Annotated in this window: 25 protein-coding genes; 14 read left to right on the plus strand and 11 right to left on the minus strand. The window is 73.2% G+C overall.

Annotated elements, in window-relative coordinates:
- Window positions 1-25: 25 nt before the first annotated feature.
- The 4 genes from ABJI51_RS13020 to ABJI51_RS13035 all read right to left on the minus strand — a co-directional run bounded on the left by ABJI51_RS13020 (window position 26) and on the right by ABJI51_RS13035 (window position 4,703).
- Window positions 26-1,393: a PfkB family carbohydrate kinase gene (locus ABJI51_RS13020; protein WP_348950497.1), complete on the minus strand. Its 1,368-nt coding sequence runs from the start codon at window positions 1,391-1,393 to the stop codon at window positions 26-28.
- Window positions 1,390-1,950 carry a D-sedoheptulose-7-phosphate isomerase gene (locus ABJI51_RS13025; protein WP_348950851.1) on the minus strand — a complete coding sequence of 187 codons (561 nt, stop codon included), beginning with the start codon at window positions 1,948-1,950 and terminating at the stop codon, window positions 1,390-1,392. The genes ABJI51_RS13020 and ABJI51_RS13025 overlap by 4 nt, the downstream gene beginning before the upstream one ends.
- Window positions 1,950-3,623 carry a carbamoyltransferase family protein gene (locus tag ABJI51_RS13030; RefSeq protein ID WP_348950499.1) on the minus strand — a complete coding sequence of 558 codons (1,674 nt, stop codon included), beginning with the start codon at window positions 3,621-3,623 and terminating at the stop codon, window positions 1,950-1,952. Before ABJI51_RS13030 ends, ABJI51_RS13025 begins: the two co-directional genes overlap by 1 nt.
- A 114-nt stretch (window positions 3,624-3,737) precedes the next feature.
- Window positions 3,738-4,703 carry a UDP-glucuronic acid decarboxylase family protein gene (locus ABJI51_RS13035; protein WP_348950500.1) on the minus strand — a complete coding sequence of 322 codons (966 nt, stop codon included), beginning with the start codon at window positions 4,701-4,703 and terminating at the stop codon, window positions 3,738-3,740.
- 71 nt (window positions 4,704-4,774) lie between these two features.
- Here ABJI51_RS13035 and ABJI51_RS13040 point away from each other — a divergent pair, with 71 nt between their 5' ends.
- The 3 genes from ABJI51_RS13040 to ABJI51_RS13050 are packed head-to-tail and all read left to right on the plus strand — an operon-like array spanning window position 4,775 to window position 7,358.
- Window positions 4,775-5,626, plus strand: a complete 852-nt coding sequence (locus tag ABJI51_RS13040; RefSeq protein WP_348950502.1) for a polysaccharide pyruvyl transferase family protein — start codon at window positions 4,775-4,777, stop codon at window positions 5,624-5,626.
- The gene (locus ABJI51_RS13045; RefSeq protein ID WP_348950504.1) at window positions 5,623-6,489 is read left to right on the plus strand and encodes a glycosyltransferase family 2 protein; all 867 of its coding nucleotides are present in this window, start codon (window positions 5,623-5,625) and stop codon (window positions 6,487-6,489) included. The genes ABJI51_RS13040 and ABJI51_RS13045 overlap by 4 nt, the downstream gene beginning before the upstream one ends.
- Window positions 6,468-7,358: a glycosyltransferase family 2 protein gene (locus tag ABJI51_RS13050; protein WP_348950506.1), complete on the plus strand. Its 891-nt coding sequence runs from the start codon at window positions 6,468-6,470 to the stop codon at window positions 7,356-7,358. Before ABJI51_RS13045 ends, ABJI51_RS13050 begins: the two co-directional genes overlap by 22 nt.
- A gap of 58 nt (window positions 7,359-7,416) precedes the next feature.
- On the opposite strand, the gene ABJI51_RS13055 is transcribed toward ABJI51_RS13050, so the two are convergent.
- Window positions 7,417-8,625, minus strand: coding sequence for a glycosyltransferase (locus tag ABJI51_RS13055; protein WP_348950508.1), 1,209 nt, complete (start codon window positions 8,623-8,625; stop codon window positions 7,417-7,419).
- A 23-nt stretch (window positions 8,626-8,648) separates the two neighbouring features.
- Complete coding sequence (locus ABJI51_RS13060; RefSeq protein WP_348950509.1) at window positions 8,649-9,590, minus strand: glycosyltransferase; 942 nt, start codon at window positions 9,588-9,590, stop codon at window positions 8,649-8,651.
- 95 nt (window positions 9,591-9,685) lie between these two features.
- Between ABJI51_RS13060 and ABJI51_RS13065 the strand changes: the two genes are divergently transcribed.
- From ABJI51_RS13065 to ABJI51_RS13090, 6 genes are all read left to right on the plus strand, one after another.
- Window positions 9,686-10,300, plus strand: a complete 615-nt coding sequence (locus ABJI51_RS13065) for a DUF47 domain-containing protein (protein ID WP_348950511.1) — start codon at window positions 9,686-9,688, stop codon at window positions 10,298-10,300.
- A complete protein-coding gene (locus tag ABJI51_RS13070; protein WP_348950512.1) occupies window positions 10,300-11,295 on the plus strand; it encodes an inorganic phosphate transporter in 996 nt (331 codons plus the stop codon). Before ABJI51_RS13065 ends, ABJI51_RS13070 begins: the two co-directional genes overlap by 1 nt.
- Window positions 11,296-11,371: 76 nt before the next feature.
- Window positions 11,372-12,556: a zinc-dependent alcohol dehydrogenase gene (locus tag ABJI51_RS13075; protein WP_348950514.1), complete on the plus strand. Its 1,185-nt coding sequence runs from the start codon at window positions 11,372-11,374 to the stop codon at window positions 12,554-12,556.
- Window positions 12,557-12,577: 21 nt separating this feature from the next.
- The gene (locus ABJI51_RS13080; RefSeq protein WP_348950516.1) at window positions 12,578-14,602 is read left to right on the plus strand and encodes a CocE/NonD family hydrolase; all 2,025 of its coding nucleotides are present in this window, start codon (window positions 12,578-12,580) and stop codon (window positions 14,600-14,602) included.
- Between the two features lie 15 nt (window positions 14,603-14,617).
- Complete coding sequence (locus ABJI51_RS13085) at window positions 14,618-15,688, plus strand: NAD-dependent epimerase/dehydratase family protein (RefSeq protein ID WP_348950518.1); 1,071 nt, start codon at window positions 14,618-14,620, stop codon at window positions 15,686-15,688.
- A 15-nt stretch (window positions 15,689-15,703) separates the two neighbouring features.
- Complete coding sequence (locus tag ABJI51_RS13090; RefSeq protein ID WP_348950520.1) at window positions 15,704-17,296, plus strand: phytoene desaturase family protein; 1,593 nt, start codon at window positions 15,704-15,706, stop codon at window positions 17,294-17,296.
- A 476-nt stretch (window positions 17,297-17,772) separates the two neighbouring features.
- Here the strand turns inward: ABJI51_RS13090 and ABJI51_RS13095 are convergent, their stop codons facing one another.
- Window positions 17,773-18,234, minus strand: a complete 462-nt coding sequence (locus ABJI51_RS13095; protein ID WP_348950522.1) for an SRPBCC family protein — start codon at window positions 18,232-18,234, stop codon at window positions 17,773-17,775.
- Between the two features lie 83 nt (window positions 18,235-18,317).
- On the opposite strand from ABJI51_RS13095, the gene ABJI51_RS13100 reads away from it, so the two are divergent.
- Window positions 18,318-19,298 (plus strand): YihY/virulence factor BrkB family protein, encoded by a 981-nt coding sequence (locus ABJI51_RS13100; RefSeq protein WP_348950524.1) that lies wholly within the window; start codon window positions 18,318-18,320, stop codon window positions 19,296-19,298.
- Window positions 19,299-19,302: 4 nt separating this feature from the next.
- A complete protein-coding gene (locus tag ABJI51_RS13105) occupies window positions 19,303-19,683 on the plus strand; it encodes a VOC family protein (protein WP_348950526.1) in 381 nt (126 codons plus the stop codon).
- Between the two features lie 538 nt (window positions 19,684-20,221).
- On the opposite strand, the gene ABJI51_RS13110 is transcribed toward ABJI51_RS13105, so the two are convergent.
- Together ABJI51_RS13110 and ABJI51_RS13115 are read right to left on the minus strand one after the other, a co-directional pair.
- The gene (locus tag ABJI51_RS13110; RefSeq protein WP_348950528.1) at window positions 20,222-20,557 is read right to left on the minus strand and encodes a hypothetical protein; all 336 of its coding nucleotides are present in this window, start codon (window positions 20,555-20,557) and stop codon (window positions 20,222-20,224) included.
- A gap of 127 nt (window positions 20,558-20,684) precedes the next feature.
- Entirely contained in the window at window positions 20,685-21,701 is a 1,017-nt protein-coding gene (locus ABJI51_RS13115; protein WP_348950530.1) for a DNA topoisomerase IB, read from the minus strand.
- A gap of 92 nt (window positions 21,702-21,793) precedes the next feature.
- Between ABJI51_RS13115 and ABJI51_RS13120 the strand changes: the two genes are divergently transcribed.
- Window positions 21,794-22,585, plus strand: a complete 792-nt coding sequence (locus ABJI51_RS13120; RefSeq protein WP_348950532.1) for an SDR family NAD(P)-dependent oxidoreductase — start codon at window positions 21,794-21,796, stop codon at window positions 22,583-22,585.
- Window positions 22,582-23,106, plus strand: coding sequence for a DUF1360 domain-containing protein (locus ABJI51_RS13125; protein ID WP_348950534.1), 525 nt, complete (start codon window positions 22,582-22,584; stop codon window positions 23,104-23,106). Before ABJI51_RS13120 ends, ABJI51_RS13125 begins: the two co-directional genes overlap by 4 nt.
- A 39-nt stretch (window positions 23,107-23,145) precedes the next feature.
- Here ABJI51_RS13125 and ABJI51_RS13130 read toward each other — a convergent pair whose 3' ends face one another.
- Window positions 23,146-24,648 (minus strand): FAD-dependent oxidoreductase, encoded by a 1,503-nt coding sequence (locus ABJI51_RS13130; RefSeq protein WP_348950536.1) that lies wholly within the window; start codon window positions 24,646-24,648, stop codon window positions 23,146-23,148.
- Between the two features lie 83 nt (window positions 24,649-24,731).
- Here ABJI51_RS13130 and ABJI51_RS13135 point away from each other — a divergent pair, with 83 nt between their 5' ends.
- Complete coding sequence (locus ABJI51_RS13135) at window positions 24,732-26,009, plus strand: ATP-grasp domain-containing protein (RefSeq protein WP_348950537.1); 1,278 nt, start codon at window positions 24,732-24,734, stop codon at window positions 26,007-26,009.
- Between the two features lie 69 nt (window positions 26,010-26,078).
- Here ABJI51_RS13135 and ABJI51_RS13140 read toward each other — a convergent pair whose 3' ends face one another.
- Window positions 26,079-26,243 (minus strand): hypothetical protein, encoded by a 165-nt coding sequence (locus tag ABJI51_RS13140; RefSeq protein WP_348950539.1) that lies wholly within the window; start codon window positions 26,241-26,243, stop codon window positions 26,079-26,081.
- Window positions 26,244-26,299: the final 56 nt, after the last annotated feature.

The following is a 26,299-nucleotide window of genomic DNA, read 5'->3' on the forward strand; positions in this document are numbered from 1 at the left end:
TCCTTTTCGTACGAGGTCGGGTGATTCAGGCACTGGCCGCCGCGGCGACCAGCCGGGACGTCGAGTAGCCGGGGACGGTCGGGACGAGCACGACCTCGCCGCCGTGGCGCTCGACGACCTCGCGTTCGGGCAGGTCGGCCTGCGCGTAGTCGCCGCCCTTCACCCACACGTCGGGCCGCAGCCGCTCCAGGACGGCGGCGGGGGAGGACTCGTCGAACACGGCGACGGCGTCCACAAAGGACAATGCGGTGAGCAGCCGGGCCCGGTCGCGGTCGCGGACCAGGGGACGGCCGGGGCCCTTGAGGGCACGCACCGACGCGTCGGAGTTGAGGCAGACGGCCAGGGCGTCACCGAGGGCCCTGGCCTGCCGCAGCAGGCTCACGTGCCCGGGGTGCAGCAGGTCGAAGCAGCCGCCGGTGGCGATCAGCCTGCCGCCTTCGGCGCGGACCCGCTCGGCGAGGCCGAAGGCGTCGGTGGCCGGCTGCGGGTCGGGGACCGGACCGTCGTTCGTGGACAGTGCGGTGGCGCCGCCGGCGATGACGAAGCGGGCGGCTTCCTCGACCGCCGTCGCGACGGCTTCGGTGGTGTCGGCGCCGCCGAGCAGGGCCGTCGTGGCCGCGGCGGCGAACCGGTCGCCCGCACCGCAGGTGTCGGGCGCGGTGTGGCCCGGCGTCCGCGCCGCGGCGGGGATCGGGACGTTCGTTTCGCCGAGCCCGTCGGCGAGGACGGCACCCCGGGAGCCGACGGTCACCGCGACGGCGTCGGCGTGCCAGTGGCCGCGCAGCAGCTTGGCCAGCTCGGCCGGTTCGTCGTGCCCGGCGAGCACCGCGCGGGCTTCGGCGAGGTTCGGGGTCACCAGCGCGATCCCGGGCACCGGCTGGGCGCCGCGCGGGTGCGGGTCCCACACCACCGGGACGTGCTCGGCGCGCTCGCGCAGCAGCCGCCGGACGTCGGGATTGCGCGTCACGCCCCGGCCGTAGTCCGCGACGAGGATTGCGCCGGCGTCCTCGATGACCTCGCGCACCCGGGCGGGCAGCGGCTCGGCGGTCGCCGTCCCGTCGCCGGAATCCAGGCGCACCAGGGACTGCCCGCCCGCGCGGATCCGCGTCTTGCACACCGTCGTGCCGTGCAGCGGCAGCGGCAGCACGGTGACGTCCGGTTCCAGCAGCCCGGTGAGCGCGTGCCCGCCCTCGTCGTGGCCGAGCGGGGTGACCAGGACGACCTCGGCCGCCGACCGCGCGGCCAGCAGTGCGGCGAGCCCGGCCCCGCCCGGGCGGCGGCGCCGGGCGGTCAGGTCGACCACCGGCACCGGGGCCTCCGGGCACAGCCGGTCGGCGGTCCCTTCGGCGTCGACGTCGAGCAGCGTGTCGCCGAGGACGACCAGCGGCCTCACGCCGTCACCCCGAGCGCGTCGTCGAGCGCCGCGCACAGGCCGTGCACCAGCGCCAGGTGCATCTCCTGGACGGTCGCGACGGTCGGGGCTTCGACCGTCACGGCGTCGTCGCACAGCGCGGCCAGCGGGTTCGGGGCGGGGCCGGTCAGCGCCCAGGTGGTGACGCCGAGTTCGTGCGCGGCCTTCGCGGCGGCGACGACGTTCTGGCTGCTGCCGCTGGTGGACAGGCAGACGAGCACGTCGCCCGGCCGTCCGTGGGCGTGCACCTGGCGGGCGAAGATCTCGTGGTCGCCGTAGTCGTTGACGATGGCCGTGGTCGCGGACGTGTCCGCGTGCAGCGCGATGGCAGGCAGCGCACGGCGTTCGTGGCGGAACCGGCCGACGAGCTCGCCGGTCAGGTGCTGGGCTTCGGCCGCGCTGCCGCCGTTGCCGCAGGCGAGCAGCTTGCCGCCGGCTTCGAAGACCCCGGCGAGGTGCCGTCCCCACGCGGTTATCTTGGGGGCGGATTCGCGGGTCCGCCGGGCGGCTTCGGCCAAAGCGGCGAGATGGTCTTCCATCACGGCACCTCCTTCTTCTCCGGCGACGCCGCGCCGGGTCGGGTCGCACGAGGACGCCGGAGCACGAACGGCCCCAGCGCGAGCAGGTCGATCGGCGCCGAACCGAAGCATTCGAGCGCGTCGCGCGGCGAGTCGACCATCGGCCGTCCCGCGGTGTTGAGGCTGGTGTTGATCACGACCGGCAGGCCGGTGCGCCGCTCGAAAGCGGCCAGCATCCTTGCCAGCACGGGGTTTTCGCGGTCTTCGACCGTCTGCACGCGGGCGGTGCCGTCGACGTGCGTGACGGCCGGGATGCGCTCGCGCCAGTCTTCGGCGACGTCGTGCACGAACAGCATGTACGGGCTGGGCAGCGGGCCGCGGGTGAAGATCTCGGCCGCCCGCCCGGCCCGCACCATCGGCGCGACCGGGCGGAACTGCTCGCGGCCCTTGACGTCGTTGAGCCGTTCCAGGTTCGCCTTGCGGCCGGGGTGGGCCAGCAGCGACCGGTGGCCCAGCGCCCGCGGGCCGAACTCCGCGCGGCCCTGGAACCACGCCACGACCTCGTCGTTGGCGAGGGATTCGGCCACTGTCTCGGCGAGGTCGTCGGGGCGCTCGTACGGCAGCTTCGCCTTGATCAGGATTTGCTCGAGTTCCTCGTCGGTCCAGCCGCGACCCAGGCCCGCGTCGCCCATCGGCGCACCGCGTTCCCCGTGGTCGGCGGCCAGCTTCAGGGCGGCGCCGAGCGCGGTGCCCGCGTCACCGGCCGCGGGCTGGACCCAGATCCGGTCGAACGGCCCTTCGGCGTGCAGGCGCGTGTTGGCGACACAGTTGAGCGCGATCCCGCCCGCCATCGCCAGGTCCCGCTGGCCGGTGCGCTCGTGCAGCCAGTCCGCCAGTTCCAGCAGGATGTCCTCGAGGACTTTCTGGACACTCGCGGCGAGATCGGCATGCCGAGGCGTGAGTTCTTCACCGGCTGCGCGGCGGGGTGCCAGCGCGGACAGGTCGACGCCGTCGGCGTGGAACCCGCCGTCGCCGGTGACGTGGACGTGCTCGCACAGCTCGTCGAGGAACTCCGGCTTGCCGTAGGAGGCCAGCGCCATCACCTTGTACTCGTCGCTGGAGCGCGCGAAGCCCAAGTGCTCGGTGAGGTCCTCGTACAGCAGGCCCAGCGAGTGCGGGAGCCGTTGTGCCGCAAGCTCCTTGAACCGCCCGTCGCGGTATTCGCCCGCCAGGTAGGACGTGCTCTCGCCGCGGCCGTCGGCCACCAGCACGGCGCAGTCGCCGAACGGCGCGGCCAGCGCGGCCGACGCGGCGTGCGCGACGTGGTGGCGGACGAAGTGGACGATTTCCGGGTCCAGGCCGGGCAAAGCGGACTTCAGGAACAGAGGTGCCCGTTTCGCGAACTCGGTCCGCAGCTCCTCGCCGCTGGGATCGTGGCCGGGCAGGCCCGGCTCGACCAGCGCGGGGTCGTAGGAATAGCCGACGGCGTCGAGGTCCTTCGCGGACAGTCCCGCCTGCGCAAGGCACCAGGCGGCGGCCTGGGCCGGCTGCTCCCAGGTGGAGAACGGGACCGCCTGCTTTCCGTGCTTGCGGCGGCTGAACCGTTCCTCCTCGGCCGCGGCGACGATCTCTCCGTCCACGACCAGTGCCGCGGCCGGATCGTGGAAGACGGCGTTGATCCCGAGTATGCGCATCGACCTGCCTCTGGCGTTTCCGGCGCGGACCACTTCCCGTCCGCTCTCGCCTATAGCGCTACCCGGCGAAGTCGTTGATAAACGATGGCACGCAAAAGCCCTGGGCGTCGCTACTCAGGGCGACGGCGCCCGGCGGAACCACGCCGCTGTGCGACGGAGACCGTCGTCGGCGTCGATCTTCGGTTCCCAGCCCAGCACGTCACGGGCGAGGGAGATGTCCGGGCAGCGGCGCTTCGGGTCGTCGACGACCGCGTCGACGTACTCGATCGGCGAATCCGAGCCGGTGATGGCCTTGATCCGCTCGGCAACCTGACGGACCGTCAGCTCGTACGGGTTGCCGATGTTCATCGGGCCGGGGTGCCCGGACCGCGCGAGCGCGAGCAGGCCGCGGACGGTGTCTTCGACATAGCAGATGGACCGCGTCTGCTCGCCGCTGCCGGTCACGGTGAGCGGTTTTCCCTTGAGAGCCTGGTCGAGGAACGCGGGGATCATGCGGCCGTCGTGGGCCCGCATGCCGGGCCCGTAGGTGTTGAAGATCCGCGCGATGGCCGCGTCGGTCCCGTGTTCGCGCCGGTAGGCCGAGGTCAGCGCCTCGGCGTAGCGCTTGGCTTCGTCGTAGACACTGCGCGGGCCGACGGGATTGACGTTGCCCCAGTACGTTTCGCGTTGCGGGTGTTCCAGCGGGTCGCCGTAGACCTCGCTGGTGGACGCGAGCACGAACCGCGCGCCGTCCCGGCGGGCCAGTTCGAGCGCGTTCTCGGTGCCGTGCGAACCGGCCCGCAGCGTCTCGATCGGCAGGGCGAGGTAGTCGCGCGGCGACGCGGCCGACGCCAGGTGGAACACGACGTCGGCCCGGCAGTTCAGCGGCAGCGGCTGCGTGACGTCGTGACGCACGAACCGGAACCGCTCGTGGCGGCGCAGGGCGTCGAGGGTGTCCGCCGCGGACGTCGCGAGATTGTCCACGGCGATCACTTCGATGTCCTCTTCCAGCAGCAGCTCGCACAGGTGCGCCCCGACGAACCCCGCGCCCCCGGTCACAACCGCCCGCTCGAACCGCCTGGTCACTGCCGCCTTCGTCATGCCGAAGCGGCTACCCGGCTGCGCGGCGGGCAAACTCGTGTAAGGCCACGGCGAGCGGGTACGCCAGGCTCATGCGAGTTCTGCTCACCGGATGGGCCAGTTTCCTGCACGGCGAAGCGACCGCGGGTGACGTCCTCAGCCTGAGCGCGGTGGGGTCCGCGCTGACCGAGGCGGGCATCGGGCACGATGTCGTGTTCAGCCCCGGTTTCCGCCCCGGCACCCTGCACCTGCCGGACGCGCCGCCGGAGAACTACACGCACGTGGTGTTCGCCTGCGGCCCGGTGCACGGGCCGCAGGTGCGTGCGCTGCACGAGCGGTACGCGTCCTGCCGCCGGATCGCCGTCGGCGTGTCCGTGCCGGACCCGGACGACCCGGCGGTGACCGGGTTCCACCGGATCTTCCCGCGCGACGACGGCGTCACCCCCGACCTGTCACTGGCCGCGCCGGTGTCCAGGACCCCGGTGCTCGGCGTGGTGCTGGCCCCGCGTCAGCCGGAGTACGGTTCCGCGGGCCGCCACGACGAAGTCCACTCGGCACTGACCGGCTGGCTGGCCGGCCTCGACTGCGCCCGCGTCCCGCTGGACACGCGGCTGGCGCACGAGGACTGGGAGCGGTGTGCCACCCCGGACCAGTTCGTCTCCGCCGTGTCCACAATGGACGTCGTGGTGACGACCCGGCTGCACGGGCTGGTGCTCGGGCGCCGGGCCGGGGTGCCGGTGCTGGCCGTCGACCCGGTGGCGGGCGGCGGGAAGGTGACCGCGCAGGGCAAGGCGCTGGGCTGGCCGGTCGTCGCGGCCGAGGACGCCGGCGACACCGCGTTGCTCGACGCCCGGCTGAAGTGGTGCCTGTCCCCGGACGCCGCGGCCGACACCCCGGTGCCTTCCCTGGCCGCTCTGGTCGACGAGCTGGCGGGGCCGCGGTGAGCGCGCGCACGACCGTCGTCATCGCCACCCGCAACCGCGCCGCCGAACTGGCCCGCACCCTGGCCCGATTGTCCTGTTTGGACCCACGGCCGCCGGTCGTGGTGCTGGACAACGCTTCCGAGGACGACACCGCCGAGGTCGCCGGCCGGTACGCGAACGTGCGCGTGATCCGGCTGCCGCAGAACCTCGGCGCCGCCGCCCGCACCCTCGGTGTCATCGTGGCCGACACGCCGTACGTCGCCTTCAGCGACGACGACTCGTGGTGGGCGCCGGACGCACTGGCCGAAGCGGAACGGATCTTCGACGAGCACCCGCGGACCGGCCTGCTGGCCGCGCGGACCCTCGTCGGCCCGGAGTGCCGCGAGGACCCGGTGACGCCGGAGATGGAGCGCAGCCCGCTCGGGCATCCGGACGGCGCGCCCGGGCCGCTGGTGCTCGGGTTCCTCGCCTGCTCGGCGATCGTCCGCCGCACGGCGTACCTGCAGGTCGGCGGGTTCAGCCCGCTGCTGCACTTCGGCGCGGAGGAACAGCTGCTGGCCTACGACCTCGCCGCGCACGGCTGGGAGGTCTGCTACGTCGGGCACCTGCGCGCCCACCACCACCCGTCGCGCTCGCGGCCGCCGTCGTCGTGGCGCCGCCGCGCCGAACTGCGCAACCGGCTGCTCATCGCCGCGCTGCGCCGCCCGCCGCGGGTCATCCGCCGCGAAGTGGCCCGGACGCTGGTGACGGCGCCCGGGGCGGTGCTCGGCGCGGTGGCCCGCCTGCCGCGGGCGCTCGGCTCCCGGCGCGTCCTGCCCGAGCACGTCGAAGACCAGGCCCGTACTCTGGAAAGGACCGCCGAATGGCGCGAATCTCGGTCGTGATCATCACCTGCAACCGCCGGGAGCAGCTGCGGGAAACCCTCGCGCACATGACGTCCCTGCCGGAGGAGCCGCCGATCTTCGTCGCGGACAACGCCTCCGCCGACGGCTCGGCCGACATGGTCGCCCGCGAGTTCCCCGGCGTCCGGCTGTTCCGGCTGGCCGAGAACCTCGGCGCGGTGGCCCGCAACATCGCCGTCGAGGAGGTGACGACGCCGTACGTGGCGTTCTGCGACGACGACACGACGTGGCAGCCGGGCGCGCTGACCCGCGCGGCGGACCTCCTGGACGCCCACCCGGGCCTGGGCTCGGTGACCGGCCGTTGCCTGGTCGAGCCGGACCTGGCGGAGGACCCGATCACCCCGGAGCTGCGCGACTCGCCGGTCCCGGGCCCTTCGTGGCTGCCCGGGCCCGCGTTGCTCGGCATCATGGCCGGGCTGACAGCGGTGCGCGTGAGCGCGTTCCGCGAGGTCGGCGGCTTCTCGACGCGCATGTGGCTGGGTGGCGAGGAGGAGCTGTTCGCCCTCGACCTCGCGGCCCGCGGCTGGTGGATGTGCTGGGCGGAGGACGTGGTGATCCACCACGCGCCGTCGAAGCTGCGCGACCCGCGTCACCGCCGCCGCCTGGGCATCCGCAACACGCTGTGGACGCTCCTGCTGCGCCGCCCCTGGCCGGCGGTCTTCCGCCGCGGCCGCGAGGTCCTCCGTTCCGCCCCGGCCGACCTCGCGACTCTCGCCGCCCTCGCGGACGTCGTCCGCGGCCTGCCCTGGGTCCTCACCCACCGCCGCGTGGTGCCCGCCCACGTCGAGCACGGCCTCCGCCTCCTGGAAGCACCCCAGCGCGAGTCGAAGGCCCGCCGCTACGTGGGGTGAAAGCCTCTGAAGGCCACCATCAGGTCACTAGATGGTGGCCTTCAGAGGCTTTGCGGGGTCAGCGGGCCTCGGCGGTGGCCGCGACCTGGGGGACCAGCTTGTGGTAGGCCCGGAGGGTGTCCGCGGCCACGCGGTCCCACGAGTAGCGGGCCACCGCGCGGTCGTGGCCCGCGGTGCCGTACGCGTGGCCGAGTGCCGGGTCGTCCAGCAGCCGCCGGACGCGGGCCGCCAGCTCCTTCGGCTGGTGGGGGCGGACCAGCAGGCCGGTGACGCCGTCGACGACCGTGTCGGTCAGCCCGCCGACCGCGGCCGCGACCACCGGGACGCCGCACGCCATCGCCTCCAGGGGCACGATCCCGAACGGCTCGTACCACGGCGTGCACACCACCGCGTCGGCCGAGCGCAGCAGTGACGGCATGTCCTCACGCGACACCTGCCCTGGCCAGCGGACGCGGTCGCCGACGCCGAGCCGGTCGGCCAGCTCCCGCAGCCGCTTGACCTCGGGGTCCTGCGACAGCCTGCCCCGCTCGGGGCCGCCGGCGATGACCAGCTCGGTGTCCGGCAGCTGGGCCAGCGCGGTGATCGCGATGTCGAACCCCTTGCGCGGCACCAGCCTGCCCACGGTGACCAGGCGGTGCGGCAGGCGGCGGCGGGCCACCGGCCCGTCGGGGGTGAACCGCGTGAGGTCGACGCCGCAGGGCACGATTGAGATCCGCGACCGCGGCACGCCGAGCCGGGACAGCTCGAAGACCTCGTCGGAGCAGGTGGCGACCACGCGCCCGGCCTGCCGCCCGATGATCCGCTCCAGCCGGATCCGGTCGGCCGGGCTGGTGTCCTTGTCGCCCTGGTACCGCTTCTTGACGACGCCGAGTGCGTGGAAGGTCTGTACCACCGACGTCCCCGTGGCGCTCGCGGCGAGCGCGGTCGCCAGCCCCGACATCCAGAAGTGCGCGTGCGCGACGTCCGGCCGCTCGGCCGCCCACCGGTCGCGCAGGAAGCCGCCGAACTCGCCCATGTAGGGCAGCAGGTGGTCCTTCGGTTCCTTGCGCGGCGGCCCGGCGGGCACGTGCACGACGCGGTAACCCTGCGGCGTCCGCACCTCCGGCGGCTCGTCGCGGCTCTCCCGTCGCGTGTAGACGGTGACGTCGTGGCCGGCCCGGGTCAGCGCGGCCGACAGCTCCGCGACGTGCACGTTCTGCCCGCCCGCGTCGGCTTCGCCCAGTGCGGCCAGGGGGTTGGCGTGCTCGGACACCATCGCGATCTTCATCGGTGAGGCGTTCCCTTCGAGGTTCAGCGGGCCGTCTCGGCGAGGAGGTGGTCCCAAGCGGTCAGGAAGGCGTCCAGCCCGTAGTGCTTCAGGACGTGCTCCCGGGCGTTCTTGCCGGCCAGCGCGGCGAAGTCCGGCTCGTGCAGCAGCTCGCGGAACCCGCGGGCCAGCACGGAGACGTCGGTGGAGAGCACGCCCGCGTCGTCCGGCACGGCCTCGACCGCCTCGGTCGAGGCGAAGACGACGACCGGCATCGCCAGGTGCATCGCCTCCAGAAGGGACAGTCCCAGCGACGTCCAGCGGGCGGTGTGCAGGTAGACGCGGCGGCGGGCGATCTCGTCGTGCAGCTTCGGGGCCGGGACGTCGCCCCGGCCCCGCAGTGGCGCGGCGAGTTCTCCGGTGCCCATGCCGAACACGTCGACGGGTCCCTCCGCGGCGAGCGTGCCGAGCAGGTCGGCACCGGTGACCCGGCGGCGCCGCACCGGCTCGTTGATCATCGACACGCCGGCGGCGAGTTCGCCGGTGTAGCGCGGCCCGGGGTCGGGGATGCCGTGCGGCACCACCGTGACCGGCGCGCGGCCGCAGTCCCACATCGCGGCGTTGAAGTGCGTCACGTGCGCGACGGTGATGTCCGAGCGACCGGCCAGCGGATGCTCGCTGGAGGCGGCGTACGGCCGCGGCGCGTTGTGTTCCACGTAGACACCCGGCACGCCCAGCCCCGCCACGAACTCCAGCTCCTCGGGACGCTGCAGGACGACGACGTCGGGCTCGGCCTCGGCCAGCCGGTCGAGCGGCACTTCGGTCGCCGACGGCCAGTCGCGCCCGGCCTTGCCAAGGCCCCACGGCGCACCGTCGGGTGAAACCGGCAGGAGGTAGTCGTGCCGTCCGCGGACGAAAGCGTCGGTCCACGAGCCGTGCACGTGCCAGAGCAGTACTCTCAGGCGCCGGGATCCGGGTTGGGTCATGACTCCCTGGTTTCCCGGAGATCGACCGTTAAACGTGCGGCCTGACGGGGTACCCGGCCCGTGACGGCCGTGCGCCGAGGAAGGGACGTCCATTCATGCGGTTCACCCCACGGGGCACCCGGTTCTTCGAACTGCTCACCGACGCGGCGAGAAACCTGGTGACCGCGACCGCGCTGCTGCGCGACCTGGTGGCGGCCGCCCCCGCCGACCGTGAGCCGCTGGCGAAGCGCCTGCACGAGGTCGAGCACCAGGGTGACGAGCTGACGCACACGATCATGGTGGAGCTGAACAGCTCGTTCGTGACGCCGTTCGACCGCGAGGACATCCAGGCGCTGGCCGCCAAGATCGACGACGTGCTCGACTTCATGGACACCGCGGCCGACCTGGCCGTGCTGTACCGCATCGAGGCGTTCCCGCCGGGCACCGACGTGCTGATGCGGGTGCTGTGCCAGGCGGCGGAGCTGACCGCGAAGTCGATGCCGGGCCTGGCGAAGGTGGGCGACCTCGAACCGTTCTGGATCGAGATCAACGAGCTGGAGAACGAGGCCGACCGGGTCTACCGGCGGATTCTGGCCCACCTGTTCGAACCGGGCGGCGACGCGCTGGAAGTGCTGAAGACCAAGGAAGTCGTCGAGCAGTTCGAGCTGGCCGCCGACGCGTTCGAGCACGTGGCCGACGTGGTGCAGACCATCGCGGTCAAGGAGTCCTAGTGACGGGGACCGCTGCCCTGGTCACCGTGGTCGTGCTGACGCTCTTCTTCGACTACACCAACGGCTTCCACGACGCGGCCAACGCCATCGCCAGCGCGGTCTCGACCCGGGCGCTGACCCTGCGCGCGGCACTGGTGCTGGCGGCGGTGATGAACCTCGCGGGCGCGCTGCTGTCCACCGGCATCGCCGCGACGGTGGCCAAGGGGATCATCGACGTCCCGGTGGGCCCGGACGCGCTGACGGTGGTGTTCGCCGCACTGGCCGGGGCGATCACCTGGAACCTGATCACCTGGTACTTCGGCCTGCCGTCGTCGTCCTCGCACTCGCTGATCGGCGGGATGGTCGGCGCCGCGCTGGCCGCGGCCAGCCGCGTGCACTGGTCGGGCATCGCCGAGAAGGTGCTGATCCCGATGGTGGCGTCCCCGCTGCTGGGGCTGGTCCTCGGCTACGCGGCGATGGTGGGTGCGCTGTGGCTGCTGCGCCGGGCGAACCCGCACCGCAGCGGCCGGGTGTTCCGCCGCTTCCAGATCCTGTCGGCCTCGGCACTCGCGCTGGGCCACGGGCTCCAGGACGCGCAGAAGGGCATGGGCGTCATCGTGCTGGCCCTGGTGGCGGCCGGCCACCAGTCGACGTTCACGGTGCCGATCTGGGTGAGCCTGGCGTGCGCGCTGGCGCTGTCGCTCGGGACGTACTCGGGTGGCCTGCGGATCATGCGGACACTGGGCAGGCGGGTGTTCCCGCTGGACCCGCCGCACGGGTTCGTGGCGGAATCGGTGGCCTCGTCGGTGTTGTACGTGACGGCGTTCGCGGTCAAGGCCCCGATCTCGACCACGCACGTGATCACGGCGGCGATCATGGGCGTCGGCGCGACCCGGCGGCTGTCGGCGGTGCGCTGGGGCATCGCCCGCGACATCGTGCTGGGCTGGGTCCTGACCTTCCCGGCGGCGGCCACGGTCGCCGCGGTGGTGTACCTGGTGGCCGACCTGTTCACCTGAGCCGCCCGGCCCGCGTTTGCCTGTCCCCGCCCGGGGGAAGCCGGGCGGGGACAGCCGTCCGCGGAAAGGGAGAGCCATGAAGGCAGTGACCTGGCACGGCAAACGGGACGTCCGCGTCGAGGAGGTACCGGATCCCAAGATCGAGGAGGCCACCGACGCGGTCGTGCGGATCACCTCGACCGGGATCTGCGGCTCCGACCTGCACCTGTACGAGGTGCTCGGCGCGTTCATGACCGAGGGCGACATCCTCGGCCACGAGCCGATGGGTGTCGTCGAGGAGGTCGGGCCGCAGGTGCAGAACCTCAAGCCCGGCGACCGGGTCGTGGTCCCCTTCAACATCTCCTGCGGCCACTGCTGGATGTGCGAGCGCGGCCTGCAGTCGCAGTGCGAGACCACGCAGGTCAGAGAGCACGGCAAAGGCGCGTCACTGTTCGGCTACACCAAGCTCTACGGCCAGGTCCCCGGCGGCCAGGCCGAATACCTGCGCGTCCCGCAGGCGCAGTACGGCCCGATCAAGGTGCCGGACGGCCCGCCCGACGAACGGTTCGTCTACCTCTCCGACGTCGTCCCGACCGCGTGGCAGGCCGTCGAGTACGCGAACGTGCCGAAGGACGGCTCGGTCGTCGTCTTCGGGCTGGGGCCGATCGGGCAGATGTGTGCCCGGATCGCCCGGCACCGCGGGGCAGGCCAGGTGATCGGCGTCGACCTCGTGCCCGAGCGGCTGGCCCGCGCCCGTGAGCACGGCGCCGTCGCGCTGGACACCCGTGACCACAAGGACATCGGCGACAGCGTCCGCCAGCTCACGGACGGCCGGGGCGCCGACTCCGTGATCGACGCCGTCGGCATGGAAGCCCACGGCGCGCCGGTCGGCAAGCTCGCGCACACCCTCGTCGGCCTGCTGCCGCAGCCGCTGGGGGAGAAGATCACCGAGAAGGCCGGCGTCGACCGGCTGAGCGTGCTGTATGCCGCCATCGACGCCGTCCGCCGCGGCGGCACGATCTCGCTGTCGGGCGTCTACGGCGGCATGGTCGACCCGATGCCGATGATGGAGCTGTTCGACAAGCAGGTCCAGCTGCGGATGGGCCAGGCCAACGTCCGCCACTGGCTCGACGACGTGATGCCGGTCCTCACCGGCGACGGCGATCCGCTCGGCGTCGAAGGCTTCGCCACCCACAAACTGCCGCTGCAGGACGCGCCGCGGGCGTACGAGATCTTCCAGAAGAAGCTCGACGGCGCGCAGAAGATCCTGCTGCAGCCGTAACACCCGGGAGGGAACTGACTCTTGCGAGCCGTCACCTCGCTGCCGTACGAAATCACCGAGGAAGACCACGTCCGGATCCCGATGTCCGACGGGACCGTGCTGTCCGCCCGTATCTGGCGGCCGGTCGCGTCGGACACCGATCCGGTGCCGGCGATCCTCGAATACATCCCCTACCGCAAGCGCGACCTCACCGCGCCCCGCGACTCCATCCACCACCCGTACCTCGCCGGGCACGGGTACGCCTGCGTGCGCGTGGACATCCGCGGCACCGGCGAGTCCGAGGGCGTCCTCGCCGACGAGTACCTCGAACGCGAGCAGCTCGACGCCGAGGAGGTCCTCGAGTGGATCGCGGCGCAGCCGTGGTGCACGGGCGACACCGGGATGATGGGCATCTCGTGGGGCGCGTTCGCCGCGCTGCAGGTGGCGGCGCGGAAACCGCCGAGCCTGCGTGCGATCGTGATCTCGTCGTTCACCGACGACCGCTTCGCCGACGACATGCACTACATGGGCGGTTGCCTGCTCTCGGACAACGTCGCCGAGTCCGGCACGATGTTCGCCTACGCCACGCTGCCGCCCGACCCGGCCGTCGTCGGCGAGAGCTGGCGCGAGATGTGGCGCGAACGGCTGGAGAACTGCAGCCTGTGGATCGACAACTGGCTGAGCCACCAGCGCCGCGACGACTACTGGCGGCACGCCTCGGTGTCGGAGAACTACAGCGACGTCCAGGTGCCGGTGCTGGCCTCCAGCGGCTGGGCCGACGGCTACTCGAACGCCGTCATCCGGCTGCTGGCCCACCTCGACGTGCCGCGGCGCGGGCTGATCGGGCCGTGGTCGCACAAGTACCCGCACCTCGGCGAGCCGGGCCCGGCCATCGGCTACCTCCAGGAGGTCGTCCAGTGGTGCGATCACTGGCTGCGCGGCGAGGAGAACGGCGCCATGGACGGGCCGATGCTGCGGACGTGGATGCAGGAGAGCGTCCCGCCGTCGACCTCCTACGAGGACCGGCCCGGCCGGTGGGTCGGCGAGGCGACCTGGCCGTCGCCGCACGTCGAGCCGCAGCAGTTGCCGCTGGCTCGCCACCGCCTCGCGCGGCCGGGCGAGACGGTCGAGGACGAGGCGCTGACGGTGTCGTCGCCGCTGTCGGTCGGGCAGTTCTCCGGCAAGTGGGCGTCCTACAGCGCGCCGCCGGACCTGCCGTATGACCAGCGCGAAGAGGACGGCGGCTCGCTCGTGTTCGACACCGACGTGCTCACCGAGCGCTGCGAGATCCTCGGCTCGCCGATCGTGCGGCTGGAGGTCTCGGCCGACCAGCCGGTGGCGATGATCGCGGCGCGGATCTCCGACGTCGCGCCGGACGGGCGCGCCACCCGCGTCACCTACGGGCTGCTCAACCTGACCCACCGGGACGGGCACGACGAACCCGCGCCGATGGAACCGGGGCAGCGGTGCGCGGTCGAGATCGAGCTGAATGCCGTCGCGCAGGCTTTCCCGGCGGGGCACCGGATCCGGCTTTCGCTGTCCACTTCGTACTGGCCGCTGGCCTGGCCGCCGCCGAAGCCGGTGCTGCTGAGTGTCCACACCGGACACAGCGCGCTGGAGCTGCCGGTGCGCCCGGTCGCCGAGCCGGACGAGCTGCCCGCGCGGCCGTTCGGCGAACCCGAAGGCGCGCCGCCGATGCCGGTGACCGCGCTGACACCGGGGGAGCAGCGCTGGACGGTCTCCCGTGACCTCGTCGACTACCGGTCCGCGCTGGACATCGTGAAGAACGCAGGCACCGTCCGGTTCGACGACCTCGACCTGGAGGTCACCCGCGACGTCCGCGAGCGCTACAGCTGGGTCGCCGACGACTTCTGCTCGCCGGTGGCCGAGACCGAGTGGGTCGTCACCTTCGCCCGCGGCGAATGGCAGGCACGCAGCGAGACACGCACCCGGGTGTCCTGCACGGACACCGAGTTCGTCGTCGACGCCCAGCTCGACGGCTACGACGGCGCCCGGCGGATCGTCTCGCGCAACTGGCACCGGCGGATTCCGCGGGATCTGGTCTGAGTTTCGGGAGGGCGCGTGCGCATCGTGGTCACGGGGGCGACCGGCAACGTCGGGACGGCGCTGCTGGCCGCCCTCGACCCGGCCTGCGACGTCGTCGGCTGCGCGCGGCGCCTGCCCGATCCGGCGGCCGAGCCGTACCACCGGGCCGCCTGGCAGGCCCTCGACGTCGGCCTTCCCGGCGCGGACCGGGAACTCACCGGGTTGTTCGAGGGCGCCGACGCCGTCGTCCACCTGGCGTGGGCGATCTCGCCGGCGCGTCGCGACCCGCCGATGTGGCGCACCAACGACCACGGCACCCGGCACGTGCTCGCCGCGGCGGCCGCCGCCGGGGTGCCGCACCTGGTCGTGGCGTCGTCGGTGGCCGCGTACGGGCCCGCGCCGCGCTGGCGGAAGGTCACCGAGGACTGGCCGTGCGACGGCATCGCGCACAGCGCGTACAGCCGCGGCAAGGCCGCGCTGGAAACCCTGCTCGACCGCTTCGCGCGGCGGCATCCGGAGGTCGGCGTGGCCCGGATCCGGCCGTGCGCGATCGTGCACCGGCAGGCGGCCGGGCAGTTCGCGCGCTGGCTGCTGGACCCGGTGCTGCCTGCCCGGATCGCCGGCGGGCGGCTGCCGGTTCCGCTGTGGACCGGCCTGCGGGCCCAGGCCGTGCACACCTCCGACGTCGCCGAGGCGATCCGGCTGATCCTCGGCCGTGGTTTCACCGGCGCGGTCAACCTGGCCGCGCCCGAGATCCTCGACGCCGACGCGCTGGCCGCGATCCTCGGCGGTTCCCGGCTCCCCGTGCCGCGCCCGCTGGCGCGCCTGGCCGTCCGCGCGGCCTGGGCGAGCGGGGCCCTGCCCGCGCATCCCGGCTGGCTGGAGCTGGCCGACCGTGCCGCGCTCGCCGACACCACGCTGGCGGAGACCGCGCTGGGCTGGCAACCTCGGTATGACGCCGCGTCCGCGCTCGCCGACCTCGTCGCCGGGCTCCGGTCGGGTGCGGGGGCGGCGAGCGCGCCGCTGGCCCCGCCGCGCCGTGACGGGGTCGTGGCCCGGCTCCGCTCGCTGAGCCGGGTCGGGCCGAGTCACCAGTCGCAAGCCTGAACCCGGGAGGCCGGAGTGAGTACCGAAGCCGTCGACGCCGTGGTGGTCGGGGCGGGGCACAACGGCCTGGTGGCGGCGAACCTGCTCGCCGACGCGGGCTGGTCGGTGCTGGTCCTGGAGGCGACGCCGCACGCCGGCGGCGCGGTCCGCACCGCCGAGGTCACCGAGCCGGGGTTCCGCAGCGACCTGTTCAGCGCGTTCTACCCGATGAGCGCGGTGTCCCCGGCGATCCGCGGCCTGCGGCTGGAGGAACACGGCCTGAGCTGGCGGCACGCCCCCGACGTCCTCGCGCACGTGTTCCCGGACGACCGGTGCGCGGTGCTGTCCCGCGACATCAACCGCACGGCGGCGTCGGTCGAGCAGTTCGCCCCGGGCGACGGCGACGCGTGGCGGCGGCTGTTCGAGCAGTGGCGGCAGGTCCGCGAACCGCTGCTGGACGCGCTGTTCGCGCCGTTCCCGCCGGTGCGCCCGGGACTGAAGCTGTTGCGCCGCACGGGAACCGGCGACGCACTGCGCCTGGCGCGGATGCTGACGCTGCCGGCACGCCGGTTCGGCGACGAGCTGTTCGGCGGCGAGGGTGCGAAGCTGCTGCTGGCCGGGAACGCCGCGCACAGCGACCTTTCGGTGGACAACGCGGGCAGCGCGGTGTTCGGCTGGCTGATGGCGATGATCGGCCAGGACGAGGGATTCCCGGTCCCGGCGGGCGGCGCGGGAGAGCTGACGGCGGCACTGGTGCGGCGCCTGGAGTCCCGCGGCGGGAAGGTCCACTGTGGACGTCCGGTGCGCGAGGTGCTCGTCGCGGGCGGCCGCGCGATGGGCGTCCGCGACGCGGCCGGTGACCCGGTGCGCGCCCGCAAGGCCGTGCTCGCCGACGTCCCCGCGCCGGTGCTGTACGGCTCGCTGGTCGACGCGGAGTGGCTGCCGCCGCGGCTGCTGGAGGACCTGGGCCGGTTCGAGTGGGACAGCGGAACGGTGAAGGTGGACTGGGCACTGTCGGGCCCGGTCCCGTGGACGGCCGAAGCGGCCCGCGGCGCGGGCACCCTGCACCTCGGCGCGGACCTGGACGGCCTGTCGGCGTTCGGCAGCGAGCTGGTCCGCGGCCGCACACCGCGTCGTCCGTTCCTGCTGTTCGGCCAGATGACGACGACGGACCCGTCGCGCTCACCGGCGGGCACGGAATCGGCGTGGGCGTACACGCACGTGCCCCGTGGGACGATGGAGAACCGAGCGGCCCTCGAACGACGCGCCCGCCGGATCGAGGAGACGGTCGAGGCGAACGCACCCGGCTTCACGAGCCTGATCAAGAGCCGCTACATCCAGGGCCCGGCAGAGCTGGAGGGCCACAACCCAGGCCTGATCGGCGGCGCGGTCAACGGCGGCACGGCGGCCATCCACCAGCAGCTGTTCTTCCGCCCGGTCCCGGGCATCGGCCGCGCGGACACCCCGGTGGACCGCTTGTATCTGGCGGGAGCATCGGCCCACCCGGGCGGAGCGGTCCACGGCGGCCCGGGAGCCAACGCGGCCCGCGCGGCTTTGGCCCGGGCGGGCCGTCTCGGTAACGGGTATGCGGCTGTCATCCGGGCCGCGCACCGGGCGATTTATAGCTGACTCCGGTCTGCGTTGCTTCGGGCGCTGTGCCGTGCCGTGCGCCGCCCTGCCGCGTGCCACGCCGCCGCGTGCGGTGCTGCCCGCGCCGCCCCATGCGGTGCCACGCCGCCCAGCGCCGTGCGGTCCCGCGGCCGCCCGTGCCGCCCCGTGCCGCGCCGCCCCGTGCCCGCCGTGCCGCGCCCCTGCGCCGTGCCCGCGCCCGCCGCCCTGCGCCGTGCCGCGCCGCCCCGCGCTGTGCCGTGCCGTGCCGTGCGGTGCCGCCTCGTGCCGCGCGCCGTCCCGCCCCGTGCCACGCCGCCGCGTGCGGTGCTGCCCGCGCCGCCCCATGCCGTGCCACGCCGCCCCGCGCCGTGCGGTGCCGCGGCCGCGCCCTGCCCCGTGCCGCGCTGCCCCCTCCGCGCCCCTCGCCGTCTGCTCCCGCTCGGGCAGTTCCGTGAATGGCTCATTCACGGGCCTAGAGTCCGTGAATGAGCCATTCACGGCTTGGGATCGGCGGCGCGGGTGTGCTTGCCGGTGACCAGGTCGGCGAGGCGGGCCAGGGACTCGGTGTTGCGCGGCTTGGCGATGAGCGCCTGCAGTGCGTCGGGCAGGATCTTGCCCGGGCCGCGGATGATGTGCTCGGTCATCCGGACCAGCGTCCGGCCGTCGGGGTGCGGGACGAGCGTCAGGCCGACCGCCGCGGCGCCCAGTGGCCAGCCGCGGGCTTCCAGGGACAGGGACAGGCCCGGCTCGACCGCGCGCACCACCGTGACGTCCTGGACGTGCAGGGGCCATGGGCCCACGCTGTGGTGGATGCGCGAGCCCACCGCGGGCCAGTTCGCGTCGACGTCGCGGATGTGCGAGCTGCCGACCACCCAGCCGGCGTAGAGCCAGCCGTCGGCGAGTACGGCGAACACGGCCTCGGGCGGTGCGTCGATGACGCGGCTGACTTCGCTCACGGTTTCCTCCTGGTCTCGGGCAGAACAGGAATACCCACCACCGGACGGGGTATGCCCGCGCCGACGCGGCAGGAGGTGGCGACGTGGCCAGGCGGCAGAAGGAACCCGAAGGACCGGCAGAGCTGTCGAAGCGCTCGTGGGGTGCGGTGCTCAAACGGACGTTCAAGCAGTTCGGCCGGGACAACCTGACCGACTGGGCGGCCGCGCTCACCTACTACGGCGTGCTGTCGCTGTTCCCGGGCATCATCGTGCTCACCGCGCTCCTCGGCCTGCTGGGCCCGGACAAGATCCAGGCGGTGATCGACAACGTCAGCGAGGTCGTCCCCGGTCAGGGCAAGGACATCCTGGTCGGCGCGATCCGCGAGCTGACGGGCTCGCGCAGCCTGGCCGGCCCGCTGGCGATCCTCGGCCTGCTGGGCGCGCTGTGGTCGGCGTCGGGGTACATCGGCGCGTTCATGAGGGCGTCGAACGCGATCTACGGCATGCCGGAGGGCCGTCCGCTCTGGAAGCTGCTGCCGTTGCGGGTGGCGCTGACGGTCGGGATCGTGGTGCTGCTGGCGGCGTGCGCGCTGGGCGTGGTGGCAACGGGCACGGTGGCCCGCCGCCTCGGCGACCTGATCGGCCTCGGCTCCACCGGCGTCCTGGTGTGGGAGATCGCGAAGTGGCCGGTGATCGCGGTGCTGGTGAGCCTGGCGTTCGCGCTGTTGTACTGGGTGGGGCCGAACGTCCGCCAGCCGGGCTTCCGGTGGCTGACCCCGGGCGGGCTGCTGGCGGTGCTGCTGTGGGTGCTGGCGTCGGCCGGGTTTGCGTTGTACGTGGCCAATTTCGGGTCGTACAACAAGACGTACGGTTCGCTCGCGGGCGTGATCGTGTTCCTTGTATGGTTGTGGATCTCCAACCTCGCGCTGCTGCTGGGGGCCGAGCTGGACGCGGAGCTGGCCCGCGGCCGCAAGCTCGAAGCGGGGCACGAGGAGGACCAGGCGGAGCCGTTCCTGCCGCCGCGGGACACGAAGGCAATGGACGACGACGAAGCCGCGGCGGTGGCGGAGTCGGAACGGAAGTGAGCGGATGGCCTGCCGGATCACCGAGCTGGTGCTGGAGTGCCGTGACCCCGACCGGCTGGCCGAGTTCTGGTGCCCGGTGCTGGGTTACGAGGTGGTGGGCCACGAGCCCGACGGCCTGGAGCTGGGCGTCCCAGGGGCTCGCTTCGGCGAGGGCCCGCCGACGCTGATCCTGGCCCAGTCGGACAACCCGAGGGTGGGCAAGCTGCCCCTCCACCTGGACGTGAGCCCGGCGGGCACCACGCAGGAGGAGGAACTGGCCCGCCTGACGGCCCTGGGAGCCCGCCCGAAGGACGTCGGCCAGGACGGCACGGAGTCCTGGGTGGTGTTACAGGACCCGGAGGGCAACGAGTTCTGCCTGCTGCGCACGGACGTCGGCCCGAACTGACTCGCCGGGTTGCCGGGGCGTGGGGGAGCGGCCCAATGTGGCGTTGGTTGCGTTGGACGCACCGAAGGCCGCCTTGGGTGCGTTGAACGCACCGAAGGCCACATTGGGGCGTTGGCGCGGAGCCACGGGAGCCCGGCGAAGGAACCTGTTGAAGGAGCCTGGCGCAGGAACCGGTCGCCGTCCGGACCGGGACCGCAGGTCAGCGGTGGTCGCCCGGCTGCAGCCAGACCGGCCCGGCAGTAGGCGAGACCGGTCCGGCAGTAGGCGAGACCGGTCCGGCCCGAGGCGGGACCGTGCCGGACCCAGGCGAGACTGCGCTGACCCGAGGCGAGACCGGCCCGGTCCCTAGGCGAGGCCGTGCTGGCCCGGGGCGGGACCGTGCTGGCCCGGGGCGGGACCGGCCAGGTCCGGGGCGGGACCGGGCTGGCCCGGGGCGGGACCGGCCAGGTCCGGGGCGAGACCGGGCTGGCCCGGGGCGAGCGCGGCCCGGCCCGAGGCGGGAAACCCACCCGCCCCCAGCCGAGACCGGTCAGGAAGCTCAGCGATCCTCAGCCGAGCAGCGACGCCACTGCACCCGGTCACCGGCCCGGTCGGCGTGCCATACCGCTCCCGAGTCCGACTCCCACGTCGGCACCAGCCGTCCGGTCACCACGCGGCCGCGGGCCACCCGGCCGAACAGCTCGACCCCGTCCGCGCGGCGGGCCGCCGGGATCCATGCCGGGAACCTCGTGCGCGGCAGCTTGCGCTCGATCCACTCACGCGCCGATCCTTCACTCCCGTGCTCGGACTCGACGATGGCCGAGACCGGGCCGTCGCCGCCGACTGCCAGGCCGATCGAGGCGCGCCAGCGCACCGGAGAGGATTCCGCACTCATCGATTCCAGGGTCCCCGACCCGCGGGGGCGCGGGCCAGTACACGTTCGGATGGATTGACGTTCACTCACCGTGCCCCCTGCCGCTCGCCGGACGTCGGACACCCCGGGTTCCCCGTGCGGGCGATCTTCAACCGGACGTCTTCAGCAGGCGGGCGCACGCCTTCTCCAGGACCGCCCGTGCCTCGTCGCCCTCGAGGCGGGCCGCGCGCTTGAGGGCCGGGGCGATCGTGCGCTCTCCCCGGTACGCCTCCACCAGCCTGGGGTCCACATAGGACGACCGGCACACCGCCGGTGTGTTGCCCAGTGCCTTCGACACCTCCTTCATCACGCCCGCCTCCGCGCGCTTGCGGGCGGTTTCGGACGTCGGCGGGTCGGCCGCGGCGAACGCGGCCGCCGCCAGGACCGTTGCCGTCCACGTGCGCAGGTCCTTGGCCGTGCAGTCCTCGCCTGCCAGCTCCTTGAACCGCTCGTTGACGTCCGCCGCGTGGACCTCGTGCCAGGTGCCGCCTTCGCGGTAGACCAGCAGCCGGTCGCTGCCGGACCGGCAGCGCAGCAGGGACTTCACCACGGCCGCCAGCGCCGCGTCGTGGATCGCCACCTCGCGGTCGATGCCGCCCTTGGCGACGTAGCAGAACCGGCACTCGTCGCCGCGGACCGCCGCGTGCTCGCGCAGCAGCGTCGCGACGCCGTGGGTGCCGTTCTCCTCCGCGTACTCCTCGCCGCCGGTGCGGAAGATGCCGCGGTCGAGCATCCGCAGCGCCGCCGCCAGCACCCGCTTCTTCGTCAGCCCGCTCCCGGTCAGGTCGGCCTCGACCGACGCCCGCCACGCGGGCAGCCGCCGGGCCATCGCCAGCACGCGGTCGTGCTTCTCCTCGTCGCGCTCGCGCCGCCACTGCTCGTGGTAGAGGTACTGGCGGCGCCCGGCGTCGTCGGTGCCGACCGCCTGGATGTGCCCGTTCGGGTGAGGGCAGATCCACACGTTGCGCCACGCCGGCGGGATGACCAGGCCCTTGATCCGGTCCAGCAGCTCGGGGTCGCTGACCGGCGAGCCGTCGGGCATGGCGTAGGAGAACCCGCGGCCACGGCGGATCCGCCGGATGCCGGGGCCGCGCAGGTCACTGCGCCGGAGTCTGGTGCGTCCCACCGCCGCGAAATACCCGCCCCGCGTACCGGGAAACCATGATTGCCGCCCGCCGCGGCGGGTACGCGAGGCGGAAAGCACCGGAAGGAGCACGGATGACCACCGCAACCAGGCCGCTGGCCGTCGTCACCGGCGCGTCCGGCGGGATCGGGCTCGAGCTGGCGAAGCAGTTCGCCCGGCACGACTTCGACGTCGTGGTCGCCGCCGAGGACGCCGGACTCGACGCGGCCGCGCAGGAGGTCCGCGCGTGCGGGGCGCAGGTCGAGGCGGTGCGCGCCGACCTTGCCGACCCCGAGGGCGTGGAACAGCTGGTCGGGCGGCTGGCCGGCCGCCCGGTCGAGGCGCTGGCCGTCAACGCCGGGGTCGGCGTGAACGGCGAGTTCGCCGGCGACACCCGCCTCGAAGACCAGCTCACCGTCGTCGACCTGAACGTCCGCTCGGCCGTGCACCTGGCCAAGCGGGTGGTGCCCGGCATGGTCGGGCGCGGGCACGGCCGCGTGCTGTTCACCTCCTCGGTCGCCGGCACCTCGCCGGGCCCGTACCAGGCCGTCTACGCCGCTTCGAAGGCGTTCCTGACCTCGTTCTCCGAAGGCCTGCGGGCCGAGGTCAAGGACAAGGGCGTCACCGTGACGGCCCTGCTGCCCGGCCCGACCGACACCGGGTTCTTCGAGCGGGCGGACATGGAGGACACCAAGCTGGGCGCCGGGCCCAAGGACTCCCCGGCCGAGGTCGCCGAGGCCGGGTTCGAAGCGCTGATGGCAGGCAAGGACAAGGTCGTCGCCGGCACGAAGAACAAGCTCCAGGCGGCCGCCTCGCGCGTGCTGCCGGACGCGGCCAAGGCGAAGCAGCAGGGCAAGCTGAGCGAGCCCGGATCGGCGGACGCATGAGCGTGGTCAAGGACGTCACGGAGAAGGCGAAGCAGGTCCAGCGCGACTACGCCGGGGAGTCCGACCGGCCGCTGGCCGGGTACGTCGGCGCGATGGGGGTCTACGGCGCCCTCGTCGGCGGGCTGACGCTGCTCGGCCGCGCCCTCGGCGCCCGGCTGCCGGGCCGGTTCGGTGCCGGCGACACGGTCCTGCTCGGCGCGGCGACGTTCAAGGCCAGCCGCCTGCTGGCCAAGGACGCGGTGACCAGCCCGCTGCGCGCGCCGTTCACCCGGTACGAGGAGCCGGCGGGCGAGGACGAGCTGAACGAGTCCGTCCCCGGCAAGGGCCACGCCGAGCACGCGGTCGGCGAGCTGGTGTCGTGCCCGTTCTGCCTGAACGTCTGGGTCGGCACCGGCCTGGCGGCGGGCCTGGTCATCGCGCCGCGCCCGACGCGGCTGGTGGCCACGGTGCTGACCGCGGTCGGCGTCGCCGACGCCCTGCACCTGCTCTACGACGCGGGCAAGAAGCTCGCCGCCGGCTGACTCGCGCCTGATGCGGCACTTTCACGGGAAAGTGCCGCATCAGGCGGGGCCGCGGCGCAGCGGGCGGACCGCCGGGCCCTGGATCACTTCGCCGTCGACGCCGAAGCGCGACCCGTGGCAGGGGCAGTCCCACGTCTTTTCCGCGTCGTTGAACGACACCAGGCAGCCGAGGTGGGTGCAGTGCGCGCCCACGGTGTGCAGCTGCCCCGCCTGGTCGCGGTGCGCGGCGACCAGCTCGCCGCCCACCCGCAGCACCTCCGCCTCACCCGGCTGCAGGTCGTCGAGCTTCTCCGAGCGCCACAGCGCCGCGACGTGGTCGCCGACCAGGTACTTCGCCACGGTCAGGTTGTCCTGGGCCAGTTCCAGCACCGAACGCGGGTCGAAGCGGTTGGGGTCGAACAGGTCCGCGGCCGGGTGCGGCTCGCCGAGGATCCGGGCCGCGAGGATGTGCCCGGCCGCCGTGCCGCCGGTCATGCCCCACTGGCCGAATCCGGTGGCCACCCACAGGTTCTTCGTGCCAGGCAGGTACCGCCCCACATACGGCATCAGGTCCACAGTGGACATGTCGTGCGCGGACCAGCGGTGGGTCACCCGGTGCAGGCCCGCGTGTGCGTCCGCCCACTCCGCGAGCCGCCCGTACCGGCGCTCGACGTTGACGTGCGCGCCGACGCGGTAGTGCTCGCCGCCGGCGATCACCATCGGCTTGCCCTGCTCGGTGTACGCGCGCACGGAATGGTGGGTGTCGGCGTCGAGGAACATCCCGTCCGGGGCCGCGTTCCCGGCCGCCGGGCCCGCCACGACGAGGTCGCGCAGGGGATCCAGCCGGGCGAAGTACAGGCCGCGGTCGAGGATCGGGTAGTGGGTCGCGACGACGACCTCGCCCGCCGCGACGTCGCCGCGCGAGGTCCGGACGGTCTGGCCGTTCAGCGCGGTCGCGCGCGCGTTCTCGACGATCGTGCCGCCCGCCCGCTCGATCTCGGCGGCCAGGCCGAGCAGCCAGCGGCGGGGATGGAAGTGGGCCTGCCCGGTGGTCCGGACGGCGCCGAGCGCGGGCACATCGAGCGGGACGTCTTCGGTGAACGACGCGGGCAGGCCCGCGGCCGCCGCGGCGTCCGCCTCGCGCTTCAGCGAATCCACCGACTTCTCGCGCGTGGTGTAGACGTAACTGTCGGCGCGGGTGAAGCCGCAGTCGATGCCCAGCTCGGCGGCCGTGGCGGCCATCCACTCCAGCGCCGCCGCCTGCGTGCCGGCGTAGGCCTTCGCCGCTCCCGTGCCGTGCCGGGACGTCAGGTCCGCGTACTTCGCGCCGTGCTGGGCGCTGACCTTCGCGGTGGTGTGGCCGGACACCCCGGCGGCGACCCGCTCGGCCTCCAGCACGACGACCGACCGGCCGCCGCGGGCGAGCAGCAGCGCGGTGGTGAGCCCGGCGATGCCCGCACCGAGCACCGCGACGTCCGCCGACTCCGGCACGGGCACCCCGGTGCGGTCCGGGGCGGGTGCGGTGTCGACCCACAGGGACAGGGGTTCAAGCAGGGCCAGCATGCCTGCGGATGCCCGTTCCGGCGCGGGTCAAACCGGCCATCCGGCCCGTTTCGGCCGCTCGGCGGCGGGGGTAGCCGGTGCGCATGAGTACCGACATCTTCGTGATCGGCCTGGACGAGGAGAACCAGCGGGTGCTGGACCGCCTGCCCTGGGCAGGCAGCTACCGGTTCCACGGCCTGCTGAGCCCCGAAGAACTGCAGCACGGCGACATCGACTTCGAAGCGCTGCTGAAGACGGCGCAGCACGAACTGGACGCGTTCGACGGCGAAATCGGCGCGATCGTCAGCTACTGGGACTTCCCGGCGGCGTCGCTCGTCCCGATCCTGTGCGGCCGCTACGGCCTGCCCAGCGTGTCGCTGGAGGCGGTGCTGAAGTGCGAGCACAAGTACTGGAGCCGCCTGGAGCAGAGAAAAGTGATCGACGAGCTGCCCAACTTCGGCATCGTCGACCTCGACGACGAGCACCCGGCCCCGCCGGAGGGCGTCGGCTTCCCGATGTGGCTCAAGCCGGTCAAGTCGTTCTCCTCGGAACTGGCGTTCAAGGCGGAGAACGAAGCCGAGTTCGCCGACGCCGTCGCCGAGATCAGGGCCGGCGTCGGCCGGGTGGGGGAGCCGTTCGGGTACGTCCTGGAGCAGGTGCAGCTGCCGCCGGAGATCGCGCGGGTGGGCGGGGCGGCGTGCCTGGCCGAAGAGGCGCTGCACGGCGTCCAGGCGGCGGTCGAGGGATACGTGTACAACGGCGAAGTCGTCGTGTACGGCGCCCTCGACTCGATCAACTACCCGGACAGCTCGTCGTTCCTGCGCCACCAGTACCCGTCGCAGCTGGGCGAGGAAGCGGTGCAGCGGATGCGGGACGTCGCCGAGCGGGTGATGAAGCAGATCGGCTTCGACAACGGCACCTTCAGCATCGAGTTCTTCTGCGACCCCGAGTCGGGCCAGGTGTGCCTGCTGGAGATCAACCCGCGGCACTCGCAGTCGCACGCGGAGCTGTTCGAGTTCGTCGACGGCGTCGCCAACCACGAGATCATGGTGCGCCTCGGCCTCGGCCAGGACCCGGGACGCCGTCCGCGCAAGGGGACCTACCAGATCGCGGGCAAGTGGTACCTGCGCCGCTTCGAGGACGGCGTCGTGACGCGCGTGCCGACCCCGGAGGAGATCGCGGCCATCACCGACCGCATCGACGGCACGCAGATCGAGATCATCCCGGAGGCGGGGCAGCGGCTGTCCGACCTGCCGGAGCAGGACAGCTACAGCTTCGAGCTGGCACACCTGTTCGTGGCGGGCCACACCGAGCACGAAATGGTGCAGAAGTACGAGGCGTGCGTGGACGCGCTGCGGTTCGAGTTCGACGACGTGCGCTGACCTCAGACGCGCTGAAGGGCACTTTCCCTGCACCAGCTGCGGGGAAAGTGCCCTTCGGTAGTCGGTGGGTCAGCCCGACTGCGGGTCGGTGTCGTCGTGCTTGTCACCGCTGGACGTGCCCTGCTCACCGCGGATCGTCTCGCGCTGGGCTTCCGGTGTGTCGCCGTGCGGGTCGTCGCCGCGTGCGCCTTCCGCAGGCTCGGTCGGGTGCTGGGTGCGCTCCTCGGACGTCATGGCGGGCCTCCTCTCGTTCGGTCCTTTCCGGACGGGATACCCGGTCACGGACCGTT

Source organism: Amycolatopsis melonis (genome assembly GCF_040064235.1).
Classification (GTDB): domain Bacteria; phylum Actinomycetota; class Actinomycetes; order Mycobacteriales; family Pseudonocardiaceae; genus Amycolatopsis; species Amycolatopsis melonis.